Below are 14,748 nucleotides of genomic sequence, written 5' to 3'. Positions count from 1 at the left end.
GTCTCCTTGGCAGTGTCACGATTAGCGCTTCATCGCGCGGCCGGCTTCCATGCCTCCCCATAGACCCGAAGCCAGTTGCCGCCGAGGATCTTGATCACGTCCTCCGGCGAGAATCCGCCGGCCAGAAGCGCCTCGGTGATGTTGGGGAAGTCCGCGGCGTCGTCCATGCCGATCGCCCGGCGCTCCTCCCATCCGAAGTCACCGAGCAGGTTCTGGTGCTCCTTCGAGTTCGCCTGCGCGATGCTCTTGAGCTGCGCGATCCGCATCTCCTCGGTCCACGTCTCGTCGTAGTCGGTGGCGACGGCGACGTGGTCGACGCCGGCCACCTCCACCACACGGCAGACGTGCTCCACGAAGCGGGTCAGGTCCGGACGACGGGACGGGTCCTCCGGGTGGTACAGGAACCCCGACAGGGTGGTGATGCCCATGACGCCGCCCTGCTCGGCGAGGCGCCGCAGGTATCCGTCCGACTTGGCGCGGATGTGCGGCGACAGCGCGTCGCAGAAGGCGTGCGTGACGACGACCGGCTTGTCCGAGGCGTCCATCGCGTCCAGGCCGGTGCGCTCGCCGCTGTGCGAGACGTCGACCAGCACGCCCAGCTCGTTCATCGCCTTGACGAAGGCGCGGCCCCGGTGCGTCAGCCCCGAGTCGGTGTCCTCGCCGCAGCCCGCGCCGAGCAGGTTCTGCCGCTGGTAGGTCAGCTGAAGGATGCGGACGCCCAGGTCGTGGAACGTGCCGAGCAGGTCGAGGTCACCCCCGATCATCTCGGTGTCCTGCGGGCCGAGGATGACGGCCTCCTTGCCCTCGGCCTTGGCCCGGTGGATGTCGTCCACGGTCAGGGCGAGCAGCACCTCGTCCGGGTGTGCGTCGATCCACCTGCGGCAGCGGTTGACCTCGCGCAGGGCGGTGACGGTGTCCGCGTACGGCCGGGTGACCGTGTGGTTGACCGCGGTGACGCCTCCTCGCCGGATCCGGTCGAGGTGGGCGTCGCTCAGCTCGATGACCGTGCTTCCGTCCACCACTGTTGCGGCGGCGTGCAGGTCGGCGGCGGAACGAACGGGTTGGGCGGTGGCGGCAGTCTTCACGTCATCTCCAGATCATCGGAAGATGCCGAGACTCTACGAGCCACGCCAGTTGTTGTCCATGAAATCTCAGCAACTCGTCGGTAGATAGCTTTGAACCGACGAATTTCGTCGTTATAGCTCTAGCAAACCGATCGAGGGCGCCCGTCCGGCGCGAATCCACCAAAGCGCTAGAAGACCCTTATGGACGACAAGTAGGCACAGTCGCGACGGGCACTCGTGCCGGAGCGCGCACAGTGGACCGCAGCGGATGGCCGGCCGTACGACTGCGAACAGACGATCGCGCTGGACGCGACGGTGCCGGCACCACGGCTTCGCCGCCGCGGCGGACCGGAAATGCCGGCGCTCCACCCCTCGCACAAGTGCGGGCATGTTCGATAGGATCGAACATCCCGGGCGGATCCCCCCGCCACCGCAACAGGAGGTCCCCGTGCGGTCCATGGACAGTCAGCCGCCGTCGGAGCAGGCCGCCTCCGGCGGCCCCGCGGACGAGAGCACCCCGGCGGGGGTGGTCGGCGCCCGGATCCGGCGCTACCGCAAGGAGCGCGGGCTCACCCTGCGCGGCCTCGCCTCCCGCTCCGGCCTGTCGATCGGCTTCCTGTCCCAGGTCGAGCGCGGCATCTCCTCGATCGGCCTGACCGCGCTGGGCAGCGTCGCCAAGGCCCTCGACAAGTCGGTGGCCGACTTCTTCGACGCCGGCAACGGCACGTCCGACAGCAACGTCTCCCAGCTTCCCCGGCACTTCACGCTGACCAGGGCGGAGACGTCGGCAACGCAGTACGTGTCGGGGCAGCAGACCTACCGCATGCTCTCCGACCGGGGGCCGGACCTGGTGCTGGAGCCGATGCTCGTGCACATCGCGCCGGGCGGGCGGCGGGAGAACGCGTACGGCCACCGGGGCGAGGAGTTCGCCTACGTCATCTCCGGCGAGCTGCTCTACGAGGTCGAGGGCGTGGAGCACCGGCTGTGCCCGGGCGACAGCGTGCACCTGCGCTCGTCGGTGCCGCACCAGATGTACAACGACACCGACTCGGTCACCACAGTGGTCTCGGTGGTCACGCCCCGGCTGTTCTGACCGGCGCCACCAACCGCCCTCCGTGTTCACCTACGTGAACTCGGAGGGCGATTCGGTTGCGGGCGCGACGTCACCTACCGAGGCGGGCGTCCACTGCCGTCATGGTGTCCCGCCAGATGTCCGACGCCGGGTCGATGACGGCGAAGTGGTCCCCCGGCTGTTCCAGGTGGCGGATCTCGTCGCCCGCGGCTGCCGCCGCCGCGGCGTAACGCCGGTTGGCGTCGACGAGGTCGAGACTGTCCGCGGTCCCCTGCACGAGCAGCGTGGGCACCCCTGTCGGCAGCCGCAGCATCGGGTCGCTCTCGGCGTACCGGCGCGGGGCCGTGGCCGGTGAGCCGCCCAGCGCCGCGGCGATCGCGCCGTCACCGAGGAAGCGCCGCTCGCCCTCGGTGAGGTCGAGCACCCCGGCCAGCGACACCGCGAGCGCGACGCGCGGACCGCCCGTACGCGTGGCAAGGTCCGCCGCGGCGCGCAGCGCGAGCTGCCCGCCGGCCGAGTGGCCGAAGACGACGATCCGGTCCAGGTCCAGCGGCCGGTCGGCGGCGAGGTCCCGCAGCGCGGTGAGGCCGGCTTCGACGTCCTCCGTGGTGGCGTCCCAGCCGTGCCGGTCCGGGCGCCGGTACTCCAGGTTCCAGGATGCCCAGCCGCGGGCGGCCAGGTCGACGGCGAGCGCGTCCATCAGGTCCGCGCCCCAGACCGACCGCCAGAATCCGCCGTGCAGCAGCACCGCGACCGGCGCCGGCCCGGTGTGCGGGTCCGACGGCAGCCGCAGGTCACCCCACTGCTCCGGGCCGGGACCGTAGGCGATCCGATCGGCCGGCGCGCGGAAGCGGTGCACGGCGTGCCGGATCGCCCAGGTCACGCCCCACAGTCCCCGGCCGGCCAGGTGGACCGCGCCGGGGACCGGCGTCTCCACGGTGAGGTCGTACCAGACCGCGTGCGGCGGCTGCGCGCCGATCAGGGCGCGGGCCGGTGTGGTGGGGCCGGGCAGCACCACAGTCGGGCCCTGCGCCGCGGCGAGCAGCGAGCGCAGCTCGTCGGTCGAGGCGGCGGTGACGACCGTGCCGGTGCTGTCCAGCTCGGCGCTGCTGCTGGCGACGAGCGACGCCAGCAGTTCGGTGTCGGCCACCAGGCCGGGGCCGACCACGACGGTGAGCCGCACGGCGCTCACCTGCGCAGCAGGGGCAGGACGGCGGAGCCGAGCAGGTCCACGCCGCGCTCGTCGGTCAGGCCGTGCGGCGTACCGAACTCGACCCGGCGCACGCCCGCGTCGATGAGCGCCTGGGCCTGCGCGGCGACCTGCTCCGGGGTGCCGGAGAAGGCGAACCGGTCCAGCACGTCGTCCGGGATCAACCGGCCCGCCGCCTCGTCCTCGCCCGCGTCGACCAGGTCGCCGACGCGCTTCACCAGGTCGTCGGGGAGCACGACGGTCGGGTCCAGCTCCGCCACCACGGCCAGGTACATGGCCACCTCGGTACGGGCCTTGGCGCGGGCGGCCGCGCCGTCGGTGTCGACGACTGTCACCGCGCCGAGCACGATGCCGACGTCCGCGACGTCGCGCCCGGCCTTCTCCGCGCCGGTCCGCAGCCGCTCGCGGATCACCGGGACCATGTCCGGGTTGGCGCTGCCGCCCACCTTGATCTCGTCGGCGATCCGGCCGGCCAGCGCCGCGCCCTGCGGACCCCACGCGCCCAGGAGCAGCGGCGGGTCGGGCCGCTGCACGTCGTAGCGCAGCGCGGTGCCGGCCTCCAGCGAGAAGACCTTTCCGGTGAAGCCGCTGCGGTCGCCGCGCAGCAGGCGGTAGACGACCTGGACGGCCTCCTCGATGGTGGTCAGCGGCCGCGGCTGCGGCAGGCCGACCGAACCCAGCCAGGTCCCCCGGGCCAGGCCGAGGTAGGCCCGCCCGTGCGAGGCCAGGTCCAGGGCGGCGAGCTGACCGGCGATCTCGTACGGCGCCATCGAGTACGGGTTCAGGCAGGCCGCGCCGAGGCGTACCCGCTCGGTCGCCTGAGCCATCTCCAGCAGCGGGAAGATCGGCGGCTGGTACATCAGGTCGCCGAAGACGGTGAGCACGTCGAAGCCGTGCGCCTCGGCGGCGCGGGCCAGCCGGGCGTACGCGCCGGCCGGCTTGTCGCTCTGCAGGCCGAGTCCGATCTCGACGGTCATGTCAGGTCCGCCGAGTTCATCGTGCGCCGGCAGGTCCGTTCCACCTTCATGACGAGCCGCTCCTCCGGGTCGGGGCAGATGAAGTGGGAGTCCTGGGCCAGCCAGTCCCCCGGCGCCAGGTCACGCTGCTTGGCGGCGAGGAAGGGCAGCACGGACGCGAGCGCGTACACGCAGAAGTGCTTGCCCTCGGGCAGCCGCAGGTGGGCGCTGTTGGTCAGCTCGAAGGAGTCGCCCACGGCCATGCCGCACACCGACCGGCCCTCGATCCGGTCGACTGTCACCTTCAGGTCGTAGATCTCCATGTCGCCGTCGGCGGTGTCGCTCACGGCCCCTCCCCTTCGTCGATCCGTACGATGATCTTGCCGGTGGTCCGGCGTTCGGCCAGCTCGGTGAGCGCCGCGGGCGTCTCGTCCAGCGACACGACGCGGCTGACCGGCGGCCGGACCGCGCCGGAGGCGCACATGTCGAACAGTTCCTGGTAGGCGGCCTCGACCGCGGACGGGCGCTGCCACGGGTACTGCGAGCCCCAGGACAGGCCGACCAGCGTCGCGTTCGCCGCCATCAGCCGCAGCGGATCGACGGGCGGCGGCGCGCCACCGGCAGCGCCCACCGCGACCAGGCGGCCCTCGAAGGCGAGGCACTCCCAGGAGCGGGCGAACACGTCGCCGCCCACCGGGTCCACCACGACGTCCACGCCCCGCCCGCCGGTGGCCTCCCGCACGGCGGCCACGAAGTCCTCCGCCGTGTAGTCGATCGCCACCTCGGCGCCCTGGTCGCGGCAGATCGCCGTCTTGACCGGGCCGCCGGCGGTGGCGAGGACCCGGGCGCCGCGGGCGACCGCGAGCTGGATGACGGAGATGCCGACACCTCCCGCGCCGGCGTGCACCAGCACCGTCTGCCCGGCGGTGACGCCCGCCCGCTCCAGCGCGAACCACGCGGTCTGATAGGTGACCGGCAACGCCGCCGCGGTGACCGGGTCGACTGTGGACGGCCGCGGCACCACCACCGCGGCGTCCACTGTGACTGTGGTGCCGAGCGCGCCGCGCGGCAGCGCCGGGCAGGCCAGCACCTCCTGACCCAGCAGGTGCCCGGCCCCGTCGCCGGCGGCGACGACCCGCCCGGCCGCCTCCACCCCCGGCGTCATCGGCGGATCCGGACGCACCGGGTACTCGCCCCGGCAGAGCATGACGTCCAGGAAGTTCAGCCCGACCGTACGGACGGCGAGCCGCACCTGGCCGGGGCCGGGCGGCGGGTCGTCGGGCAGCTCGGCGACCGACAGCACGTCCGCCGGTTCACCGGTCCGCCCGGCGACCAGCCGCCGGATCATGCCGCGCCCACCGGTTCCCGGACCAGCTCGGCGTGGTGGTGCACGATCACCCAGCGGCCGTCGACCCGGCGCACCACGTCGGTGACCCGGGTGATCTCCGGCTCGTCGTCCGGGCCGAGCTGCGCGACCAGCTCGTACCGGGCCACGCCGAAGTCGTCCCACACGTCGATGCGCTTGCCCCGCGCGGCGAGCACCGCCAGCCGGGGCCGCTGACCGGCGGCGTCCCGCTGGGCGCGGTACTCGTCCAGCTCGGCCCGGGTCCGCAGCGGTCCCGGCAGGTGCGTCTCCCAGGTGGTCACCTCGGGGTCCAGGTGCGTGTCGAACCGCTGCTGGTCCCCGGCGAGGAACGCGTCGTACATGTCGTCGATGCCGGCGGCGATCTCCGCCGCGCCTGCCTGCGCGAAGGTCATCGCGTCTCCTCCTGGTTGCGGTCGTCGCGGGCGATCTGCCCGCCCTTCATCACCCACCGCACGTCCCGGAAGGCCGAGGTGTCGGCCAGCGGGTCGGCGTCCGTCGCGATCAGGTCGGCCAGCTTGCCGACCTCGACGGTGCCGAGGTCGGACTCCGCGCCGAGCCAACGGATCGGGCCGAGCGTGCCGGCGTGGATGGCCCGGGCGGCGCCGATCCGCTCGGACATGTACTCCAGCTCCCGGATCGAGGCGGTGGTGCCCTCGAACTCCCAGAACGGGGGCATGTCGCTGCCGAGCAGGACCTCCACCCCGGCGGCGATCGCCATGTCGAAGCTCTCCAGGTGCCGGGGGCCGGCGCCGAGCGAGCGGCACTGCATCCACTCCGGCACGCCCAGCTCGTCGAAGAACTCCTTGCAGCGGGTCACCAGCAGCGTCGGCACGAGCGCCGTGCCGCGCTCGGCCATCCGCGCCGCGACCTGCGGGGTGAGCTGGTAGCCGTGCTCCACGCAGTCCAGTCCCAGCTCGACCGCCGCGCCGATCACGTCGGCGGGCCCGGCGTGCGCGGTCACCTTGCGGCCCCACGCGTGCGCCGTCTCGATCACCGCCGTCATCTCGTCGGCGAACAACTGGGGCGTGTGGATGCTCTCGTGCTCACCGGCGATGCCGCCCGAGATCATCACCTTGATCAGGTCCGCGCCGGCCTTGATCTGGCTGCGCACGCCGTGGCGGAAGCCCACCGGGCCGTCGCACTCGAGCGTGTCGTTGCTCTCGTGCCCGTGCCCGCCGGTGCACACCAGCGCCCGGCCCGCGGTGTAGATGCGCGGACCGGGGACCCGCCCGGCGTTGATCGCCCGCCGCAGCGCGAAGTCCGCGTGGTCCTTCTCCGCGACGCAGCGCACGGTGGTCACGCCGGAGTGCAGCGTGCGCCGCGCCCCGTCGGCCATGTAGTGGGCGAGGTCGTACGCGCCCATCCCCTTGACGCCCTCGCCGGCGGAGCCGGGCAGCGACAACGAGAAGTGGGTGTGCATGTTGACCAGGCCGGGCGTCACGTAGGCACCGTCGAGGTCCACCTCGGTCAGCCGGCCGGCGGCCCGCGCCTGCTCGGCCACCTCGGCGTACGGCCCGACGGCGGCGATCCGGTCACCCCGGACCCACACCCCGGCGCCGGTCACCGGCGCCATGCCGTCCACCACGCGGGCGTCGAGCACTGTGCAGTTGCCGAGCAGCGTGCTCGGCTGCTCGGGCGAATAGGCGGCACTCACGCGATCACTCCATAAACGTCTCGGGCGGCCCGCGCGGAGACGTAGCCCTCGGCCACGTCCCGTCGCACCGCCTCCGGATCCCGACTCCCCGGGTCGCCGTGCCCGCCGCCACCGGCGGTCAGCAACGTCACCCGATCCCCCACCGCCACCGCGGTACGCCGTGTGCTCACCCGGTGCTCCCGGTCCGTGCCCGGGAAGACGATCACCTGGTTCGGCTCCGGCTGTGCGCCGCCGGCCAGCGCCCACGGCGCGCTCTTCGTCTTCTTGATCACGGTCAGGAACTCGCCGGGCGTCACGAACCGGATGTCCCGCCGCAGGCCGCAGCCGCCCCGGAACCGGCCCGCGCCACCGGAGTCGGTACGGATCTCCACCCGCTCGAAGAACATTCCCGTCTTCGACTCCAGCACCTCGACGGGCGTGTTGCGCGCCTGGGTCTGGCACAGGTGGTTCGCCGGCCCGATCCCGTCGTGCCCGGGCGTGCCGCCCCAGCCGACCGGGTCGTTGTTGCTGACCGCGAACATGTCGCCGGTGTCCGGGTGCCGGCCGACCATCATGAACCCGGGCACGTCGCCGCCGGAGGAGGCGGCCAGCCGGTCCGGCATGCCCTGGGCCAGCGCCTTGAGGATCAGCTCCAGTGCGACGGTGCCGGTCCACTGGGTGAACGTGGCGGCCGGGTACTGCGCGTGGAACAGCGTGCCGGGCTCGGCGCGTACCCGAAGGGGCGCGAAGTGCCCGGCGTTGGTCTGCTCGTGCGGCGTGGTGACGCCCTTGAACGCGACCCGGCAGGTGGCGATGGTGGCGCCCAGCGGCAGGTTCACCGGCCCGGGCACCGCCGGCGACGAGCCGGCGAAGTCCACTGTGAACTCGCCGTCGGCGACGGTGACGGTGACCCGCATGAGGATCGGGTCGTCGCTGACGCCGTCGTCGTCGAGCCAGTCCTCGGCGGTCCAGCTGCCCTGCGGCAGCGCGGCCACCGCCTCCCCGGCGCGCTGCGCGGCGACGTCGATCACCCGGTCGATCACCGCGTCGACCACTGCGGGGCCGTAGTCGCGGTACAGCTCGGTCACCCGCCGCTCGCCGGTACGCAGCGCGGCGATCTGCGCGTTGAGGTCACCGATGACCAGTTCCGGCATCCGCGAGTTGAAGCGGATCAGCTCGTGGATCTCGCGCACCGGCTCGCCCCGGTCGTACACCTTCGTGCCGGGGAAGATGATCCCCTCCTGGTGCATGTCCGTGGAGTCGAGCACGTACCCGGGGTCCTTGGCGCCCAGGTCCATCCAGTGCGCCCGGATACACAGGAAACCGATCAGCTCCTCGCTGCCGGGCAGGACGACCGGCGCGAACATCGTCGCGTCGTACGTGTGCGCCGCGTTCCAGTACGGGTAGTTCAGCAGCACCACGTCGCCGCGGCGCAGGTTCTCCCGGCCGACGTACTCCACGCCCTTGCGCAGCGAGTAGTCGTTGGCGCCGAGGAAGCGGGACAGCCCCGTGGACTCCGCGACCAGCCGCAGCTGCCGGTCGTAGATGGAGATGCCGAAGTCGTACACCTCGTAGATCACCGGGTTGAACGCGGTGCGCACGAGCGCGGCCCGCATCTCCTCGGCGGCCGAGGCGAGATGGCTGCGGACGACCTCGACGGTTGCCCCGTCGACCGTCGGCTCACCCATCGACGTCCACTCCGTAGACGTCCCGGGCGGCCTCCCGGGAGACGTAGCCCTCGGCCACGTCCCGCCGTACCGCCTCCGGGTCGCGGCTGCGCGGGTCGCCGTGCCCGCCGCCACCGGCGGTCAGCAGCGTGACCCGGTCGCCCGCGGCCACCACGGTGCGCTTGGTGCTCACCCGGTGCTCGCGGTCGGTGCCCGGGAAGACGACCACCTGGTTCGGCTCCGGCTGCTCGCCGCCGGCCAGCGCCCACGGCGCGCTCTTGGTCTTCTTGATCACGGTCAGGAACTCACCGGGCGTCACGAACCGGATGTCGCGGCGCAGGCCGCAGCCGCCCCGGAACCGGCCCGCGCCACCGGAGTCGGCGCGGATCTCCCAGCGCTCGAAGAACATCCCGGTCTTGGCCTCCATGACCTCGATCGGGGTACCCCGGCCGGTGCTGCCGGAGACGTGCGTGGCGGCGTCCATGCCGTCGTGCGTCGCGGTGCCGCCCCAGCCCACCAGGTCGTTGTTGCTGACCGCGAACATCTTCCCGGTGTCCGGGTGCAGGCCGACCATCATGAAGCCGGGCACGTCGCCGCCGGAGGAGGCGGGCAGCAGGTCCGGCATGCCCTGGGCCAGCGCCTTGAGGATCAGCTCCACCGCGACGATGCCGGTCCAGAGCGTGAACGTGGGCTGCGGGTAGACGGCGTGGAACAGGCTGCCCGGCTCGGCCCGCACCTCCAGCGGAGCCACGGTGCCGGCGTTCGACGGCTCGTCCCGCGACGTCAGCGACTTCAGCACGACCTTGCAGATCGCCTCGGTCGCGCCGAACGGCATGTTGATCGGGCCGCGGGTGGCCGGGGCCGAGCCGGCGAAGTCGACGATGAAGCGCCCGTCGTCGATGGTGACGGTGACGCGCATCTTCACCGGGTCGTCGGTGATGCCGTCGTCGTCCACCCAGTCCTCGGCGGTCCAGGTGCCCTGCGGCAGCGTCGCCAGCGCCGCGCGGGCGCGGGCCTCACCGTCGGCGATGATCCGGTCGATCGCCTGGTCCACGGTGTCCCGGCCGAACTTCTCGATGATCTCCAGCATCCGGCGCTCGCCGGTGCGCAGCGCGGCGATCTGCGCGTGCAGGTCACCGAGCACCGCGTCGGGCATCCGCGAGTTGAAGCGGATCAGCTCGTGGATCTCGCGCACCGGCTCGCCCCGGGACACGACCTTGGTGCCCGGGAAGATCAGCCCCTCCTGGTGCATGTCGGTCGAGTCCAGCACGTAGCCCGGGTCCTTGGCGCCCAGGTCCATCCAGTGCGCGCGGACGCAGAGGAAGCCGACCAGGTCGCCGTCCGCGTCCGGGTCCGCCTCGTCCGGCCGGAACACCGGGGCGAACAGCGTCGCGTCGTACGCGTGCGCCGCGTTCCAGTACGGGTAGTTGAGCAGCACCACGTCGCCGCGGTGCAGGTTCTCCCGGCCCACGTACTCCACGCCCTTGCGCAGCGAGAAGTCGTTCGCGCCGAGGAAGAACGTCAACCCGGTGGCCTCGGCGACCAGCCGCAGGTCGGCGTCGTACATCGACAGGCCGAAGTCGTGCACCTCGTAGATGACCGGGTTGAACGAGGTACGGATGAGGGTGGCCCGCATCTCCTCCGCGGCCGACAGCAGATAGCTGCGGACGACCTCGACCTGGGCTCCGTCCAGCGTGGTCATGCGGCTTCCTCCAGGGTGACGAGCAGGTATCCGTGGTCGTCGACGGTGACCCGCTGGCCGCTGGGCACCACAGTGGTGGAGGTGCCCTCGTCGATCAGCGCCGGTCCGTCGAAGGTGTCGCCCGGCTCCAGGCGGGCCCGGTCGTAGACCGCGAACGGCACCACCGCGTGCTGCCCGAAGTCGTAGGCGTCGCGGTGCGTCAGCAGCGCCTGCGACGGGTCGCCGTCGCCACGCGGCAGGGTCTGCAGCTCGGGCCGGTCGGTGCGCCCGATGCCGCGCACCCGCAGGTTGAGGATCTGCAGCGGGTTGCCCATGGTGTGGCCGTACCGGGCGCGGTGCGTCTCGTCGAACGCGGCGCGGATCGCGTCGCGGTCCAGCTCGCGCCCGACGGTGACCATCAGGCTGTGCTCCTGGCCCAGGTAGCGCAGCTCGAACTGCCGCTCCAGCACCGCCTCGCCGACCGGCACGCCCTGCGCCACCAGCGACGCGACCGCCTCGGCCTCGACGGCCTTGAACAGCTGCTCCAGCTCCGCCAGGTCGGCGTCGTCGAGCGTGGCCATCACGGTACGGCTGAAGTCGTTGACGATGTCGGCGGAGAGCATGCCCCAGGCGGAGAAGCCGGACGGCGCGAACGGCACGATGACCTCGCCGATGCCCATCTCGCGGGCCAGCAGCGGGGCCAGCAGCGGCCCGGCGCCGCCGAACGCGAGCAGCGCGAACTGCCGGGGGTCGTGACCCCGCTCGACGGTGATCTGGCGGACCGCGCCGACGGTGCGGGCCAGCAGCACGTCGAACACGCCGGCGGCCGCGTTCTCCACGGTGAGGCCGAGCGGCTCGGCGAGTTGCTCCTGAATTGCGGCGCGCGCCTCGGCGTCGCGCAGGCCCATGGTGCCGGCGAGGAAGCGCTCCGGGTCCATGTAGCCGAGCACCACCGCGGCGTCGGTGACCGTCGGCTTGGTGCCGCCCCGGCCGTAGCAGACCGGGCCGGGGTCGGCGCCGGCGCTCTGCGGGCCGACCTTGAGCAGGCCGTGGTCGAGCCAGGCGATCGAGCCGCCGCCGGCGCCGATGGTGCGGATGTCGTACGTGGGGATGAGCAGCGGGAAGTGCTCCAGCTGGGCCTCGTACGCGGCGACCGGGTTGCCGCGCTCGATCACGCAGGCGTCCAGCGAGGTGCCGCCGATGTCGAACGTGAGCACGTTGTCCCGGCCCAGCTCGGAGGCGACGTACGCGGCGCCGACGATGCCGCCGGCCGGTCCGGACAGCACGGTGTGCGTGGGGGCGGTCTTGGCGACCGCGCTGGTCATCGAGCCGCCGCCGGAGCGCATGATCAGGAAGCGCCCGGCGAAGCCGCGCTCGGCCAGGCCGGACTCCAGCTCGTCGACGTACCGCTCGAAGATCGGCCGGATGTACGCCTCCAGCACCGTGGTGCTGGTCCGCTCGTACTCCCGGTACTCGCGCACGATGTCCGTCGACAGCGACAGGCTGACGTCGGGGAACTCCTCGTGGATGAGGCGCGCGGCCTCCCGCTCGTGGCTCGGGTCGAGGAACGAGTACAGGAAGCAGATGGCGATCGAGGTGACCTGCTGGTCCACCACGAGCGTGCGCGCGGCCGCCCGGACGCTGTCCGGGTCCAGCGGCTCCACCACCCGGCCGCGGTAGTCGAGCCGGCCCCGCACCCCGGCGGTGAAGCGGCGCTGCACCAGGCTCTCCGGCCGCTGGTACTGGAAGTCGTACATGTGGTCGGAGGGCACGTTGCCGCGCCCGATCAGGAAGATGTCCCGGAAGCCCTCGTTGGTGATGATGCCGGTACGGCCACCGCGGCGCTCCAGCACCGCGTTGAGGCCGAGCGTGGTGCCGTGGATGAACAGCTCCACCTCGGACAGGTCGGTGCCGAGCGCGCTGATCGCGTTGAGGACACCGTCCGCGGGCCGGGCCGGGGTCGTCGCCGCCTTGCGGAAGCGGACCCGGTTGGTGCGCGTGTCGAGTTCCATGGCGTCCACGAAGGTCCCGCCGATGTCGACGGCGAGCCGGATGGGGCGACGGGTCATGGCGTGACAGCCTGCCTTCCGATGAGGGCGGGAAGCTCGGGAACGCGCCAGCAGGCGGCCCGGCTCTCGCCGTACGACTGAAGCTCCTGCTGCTCCGATCGGCACCGGTCGGTGACGAACGGGCACCGGGCGGCCAACGGGCACCCGGTTGCGGCGTCGGCTTCCTCCAGGTCCTTGACCAGCTCGACGGCCTCGCCGTCGGACCCGGCCGTCCCGCCGAGGCGGGGGGCGCTGCCCAGCAGCGCGCGGGTGTACGGGTGCCGGGGCGTGTCGAAGACGACGTCCACCGGCCCCTCCTCGACCACCCGGCCGAGGTAGAGCACCACGACGCGGTCGGCGAAACCGCGCACCGTGGCCAGGTCGTGGGAGATGAACACCGAGGCGCGGTCGGCGTCGGCGGCCACGTCGGCGATCACGTCGAGGATCTGCGCCTGGACGGTGACGTCCAGGGCCGAGGTGGGCTCGTCGAAGACGATCAGGTCCGGCTCGCCGACCAGCGCGCGGGCGATGCCGATGCGCTGGGCCTGGCCGCCGGACAGCTCGTGCGGGTACCGCTGCAGGATCGAGCGGTCCAGCTCCATCCGGTCCAGCACGGCGGCGACGCGCGCGGCGCGGTCCGCCGGGGACAGGCCCGCGGCCCGCAGCGGCTCGGCGATGGAGTCGCCGACGGTGCGGCGCGGGCTCAGCGAGCCGATCGGGTCCTGGAACACCAGCTGGGCGCGGGTGCGGGCCCGGCGCAGCGCCCGGCCGCGTGGGCGGGGCCGGCCCGGCTGCTTGACCAGGGCCTGACCGGCGACTGTGACGGTGCCGGACGTGGGCGCGACCAGGCCCATCACGAGCTTCGCGAGGGTGCTCTTGCCGCAGCCGCTCTCGCCCACCACGCCCAGCGTCTCACCCGGTGCGAGCCGCAGCGTGACGCCACGCAGCGCGTGGTGACCGCCGGAGCCGAACCGGCTGCGGTAGACGACGTGGGCGTCCTCGATCTCCAGCACGGCGGGCTTCGGGTCCGCAGCCGCCGGCTGGGCGCCGCCCGCGTCCGGTGTGTGCGACGTGGACGGCAGGTCGGCGTCGAGCGGCCGGGTCTGCGGGTGGAAGCAGGCCAGCGACCATTCGCGGCCGCCGGGAATCGGCTGGGTGCCGGGCCGCCGGGACGAGCAGGTGCGGTCGGCGTGCGCGCAGCGGGCGACGAACGGGCAGTTCTCCGGCGCCTGGGTGAGCAGGGGCATGGCGCCGGGGGTGGCGACGACCGGCCGGCCGCCGACGTCCGGCACCGACCGCAGCAGCGCCCGGGTGTACGGGTGCGCGGGCTCCCGCAGCACCTGCGCGGCCGGGCCGCTCTCCACCACCGTGCCGGCGTAGAGCACCACCACCCGGTCGCAGACCTCGGCGATCGAGGCGAGGTCGTGGGAGATCAGCAGCACGCCCCGGCCGTCGGTGTCGGCGGCGTGCCGGAACTGGCGCAGGATCTCCCGGGTCAGCGTCACGTCCAGGCCGGTGGTCGGCTCGTCGGCGATCAGCAGGTCCGGCGCGCAGCCGGTGGCCAGCGAGATCATCACCCGCTGGGCCATGCCGCCGGACAGCTCGTGGGCGTACGCGTCGAGCCGCCGCTGCGGGCTGCGGATGCCGACCGCCTCGAACAGCTCGCGCGCCGCCTCCCGGGCCCGGTCGCCGGACATGTCCTGGTGGGTGGCGAGCCGGTCGACGAGCTGCTTGCCGATGGTGCGGGTGGGGCTGAGCGCGCCGCGCGGGTTCTGGAAGCAGATCGCCACGCCGCGTCCGCGGTGTGCGGCGAGCGCGGCGTCGTCCATGCGCAGCACGTCCGAGTCGCCGAAGCGCACCCGGCCGGTGGCGTGCGAGCCGCCGGGCAGCAGCCCGACGATGGCGCGGGCCACCATGCTCTTGCCGCCGCCGCTCTCCCCGACCAGGCCGACGACCTCACCGGGGCGTACGGCGAAGGTGACGCCGCTGAGCGCGGCCACCTGCCGGCCGGGTCGCCGGATGGTCACCGAGAGGTTCTCGATCGACAGCAT

Annotated in this window: 12 protein-coding genes; 1 reads left to right on the top strand and 11 read right to left on the bottom strand. The window is 72.9% G+C overall.

Going from position 1 to position 14,748, the window contains the following annotated elements; translation table 11 throughout:
- Window positions 1–29 precede the first annotated feature (29 nt).
- Window positions 30–1,085 carry a dipeptidase gene (locus J3R08_RS10590; protein WP_043325193.1) on the bottom strand — a complete coding sequence of 352 codons (1,056 nt, stop codon included), beginning with the start codon at window positions 1,083–1,085 and terminating at the stop codon, window positions 30–32.
- Between the two features lie 436 nt (window positions 1,086–1,521).
- Between J3R08_RS10590 and J3R08_RS10585 the strand changes: the two genes are divergently transcribed.
- Window positions 1,522–2,157 carry a helix-turn-helix domain-containing protein gene (locus tag J3R08_RS10585; RefSeq protein WP_245255176.1) on the top strand — a complete coding sequence of 212 codons (636 nt, stop codon included), beginning with the start codon at window positions 1,522–1,524 and terminating at the stop codon, window positions 2,155–2,157.
- A gap of 70 nt (window positions 2,158–2,227) precedes the next feature.
- On the opposite strand, the gene J3R08_RS10580 is transcribed toward J3R08_RS10585, so the two are convergent.
- The 10 genes from J3R08_RS10580 to J3R08_RS10535 are packed head-to-tail and all read right to left on the bottom strand — an operon-like array spanning window position 2,228 to window position 14,748.
- Window positions 2,228–3,319: an alpha/beta hydrolase gene (locus J3R08_RS10580; RefSeq protein WP_280841902.1), complete on the bottom strand. Its 1,092-nt coding sequence runs from the start codon at window positions 3,317–3,319 to the stop codon at window positions 2,228–2,230.
- A gap of 5 nt (window positions 3,320–3,324) precedes the next feature.
- Entirely contained in the window at window positions 3,325–4,323 is a 999-nt protein-coding gene (locus tag J3R08_RS10575) for an LLM class flavin-dependent oxidoreductase (protein WP_043325196.1), read from the bottom strand.
- Window positions 4,320–4,649 carry a TIGR04076 family protein gene (locus J3R08_RS10570; RefSeq protein ID WP_043325197.1) on the bottom strand — a complete coding sequence of 110 codons (330 nt, stop codon included), beginning with the start codon at window positions 4,647–4,649 and terminating at the stop codon, window positions 4,320–4,322. The genes J3R08_RS10575 and J3R08_RS10570 overlap by 4 nt, the downstream gene beginning before the upstream one ends.
- Window positions 4,646–5,650 (bottom strand): zinc-binding dehydrogenase, encoded by a 1,005-nt coding sequence (locus J3R08_RS10565; protein WP_064447408.1) that lies wholly within the window; start codon window positions 5,648–5,650, stop codon window positions 4,646–4,648. Before J3R08_RS10565 ends, J3R08_RS10570 begins: the two co-directional genes overlap by 4 nt.
- A complete protein-coding gene (locus tag J3R08_RS10560) occupies window positions 5,647–6,060 on the bottom strand; it encodes a nuclear transport factor 2 family protein (protein ID WP_064447407.1) in 414 nt (137 codons plus the stop codon). Before J3R08_RS10560 ends, J3R08_RS10565 begins: the two co-directional genes overlap by 4 nt.
- Entirely contained in the window at window positions 6,057–7,322 is a 1,266-nt protein-coding gene (locus J3R08_RS10555) for an amidohydrolase family protein (protein ID WP_043325200.1), read from the bottom strand. Before J3R08_RS10555 ends, J3R08_RS10560 begins: the two co-directional genes overlap by 4 nt.
- Window positions 7,319–8,989 carry a hydantoinase B/oxoprolinase family protein gene (locus J3R08_RS10550; protein ID WP_209960974.1) on the bottom strand — a complete coding sequence of 557 codons (1,671 nt, stop codon included), beginning with the start codon at window positions 8,987–8,989 and terminating at the stop codon, window positions 7,319–7,321. The genes J3R08_RS10555 and J3R08_RS10550 overlap by 4 nt, the downstream gene beginning before the upstream one ends.
- A complete protein-coding gene (locus J3R08_RS10545; protein ID WP_043325202.1) occupies window positions 8,982–10,670 on the bottom strand; it encodes a hydantoinase B/oxoprolinase family protein in 1,689 nt (562 codons plus the stop codon). The genes J3R08_RS10550 and J3R08_RS10545 overlap by 8 nt, the downstream gene beginning before the upstream one ends.
- Complete coding sequence (locus J3R08_RS10540) at window positions 10,667–12,718, bottom strand: hydantoinase/oxoprolinase family protein (protein WP_209960972.1); 2,052 nt, start codon at window positions 12,716–12,718, stop codon at window positions 10,667–10,669. Before J3R08_RS10540 ends, J3R08_RS10545 begins: the two co-directional genes overlap by 4 nt.
- Window positions 12,715–14,748: a dipeptide ABC transporter ATP-binding protein gene (locus J3R08_RS10535; RefSeq protein ID WP_209964144.1), complete on the bottom strand. Its 2,034-nt coding sequence runs from the start codon at window positions 14,746–14,748 to the stop codon at window positions 12,715–12,717. The genes J3R08_RS10540 and J3R08_RS10535 overlap by 4 nt, the downstream gene beginning before the upstream one ends.

The organism is Micromonospora sp. HB375 (assembly GCF_017872985.1).
GTDB classification, from domain to species: domain Bacteria; phylum Actinomycetota; class Actinomycetes; order Mycobacteriales; family Micromonosporaceae; genus Micromonospora; species Micromonospora chalcea.
This window is presented reverse-complemented; position numbering and strand designations above follow the sequence as displayed.

What these genes read in the sequence shown, in the direction of transcription:
- J3R08_RS10540 (WP_209960972.1), bottom strand. Translation starts at nt 12,718, where the DNA reads ATGACCCGTCGCCCCATCCGGCTCGCCGTCGACATCGGCGGGACCTTC.
- J3R08_RS10545 (WP_043325202.1), bottom strand. Translation starts at nt 10,670, where the DNA reads ATGACCACGCTGGACGGAGCCCAGGTCGAGGTCGTCCGCAGCTATCTG.
- J3R08_RS10575 (WP_043325196.1), bottom strand. Translation starts at nt 4,323, where the DNA reads ATGACCGTCGAGATCGGACTCGGCCTGCAGAGCGACAAGCCGGCCGGC.
- J3R08_RS10535 (WP_209964144.1), bottom strand. Translation starts at nt 14,748, where the DNA reads ATGCTGTCGATCGAGAACCTCTCGGTGACCATCCGGCGACCCGGCCGG.
- J3R08_RS10565 (WP_064447408.1), bottom strand. Translation starts at nt 5,650, where the DNA reads ATGATCCGGCGGCTGGTCGCCGGGCGGACCGGTGAACCGGCGGACGTG.
- J3R08_RS10585 (WP_245255176.1), top strand. Translation starts at nt 1,522, where the DNA reads ATGGACAGTCAGCCGCCGTCGGAGCAGGCCGCCTCCGGCGGCCCCGCG.
- J3R08_RS10560 (WP_064447407.1), bottom strand. Translation starts at nt 6,060, where the DNA reads ATGACCTTCGCGCAGGCAGGCGCGGCGGAGATCGCCGCCGGCATCGAC.
- J3R08_RS10550 (WP_209960974.1), bottom strand. Translation starts at nt 8,989, where the DNA reads ATGGGTGAGCCGACGGTCGACGGGGCAACCGTCGAGGTCGTCCGCAGC.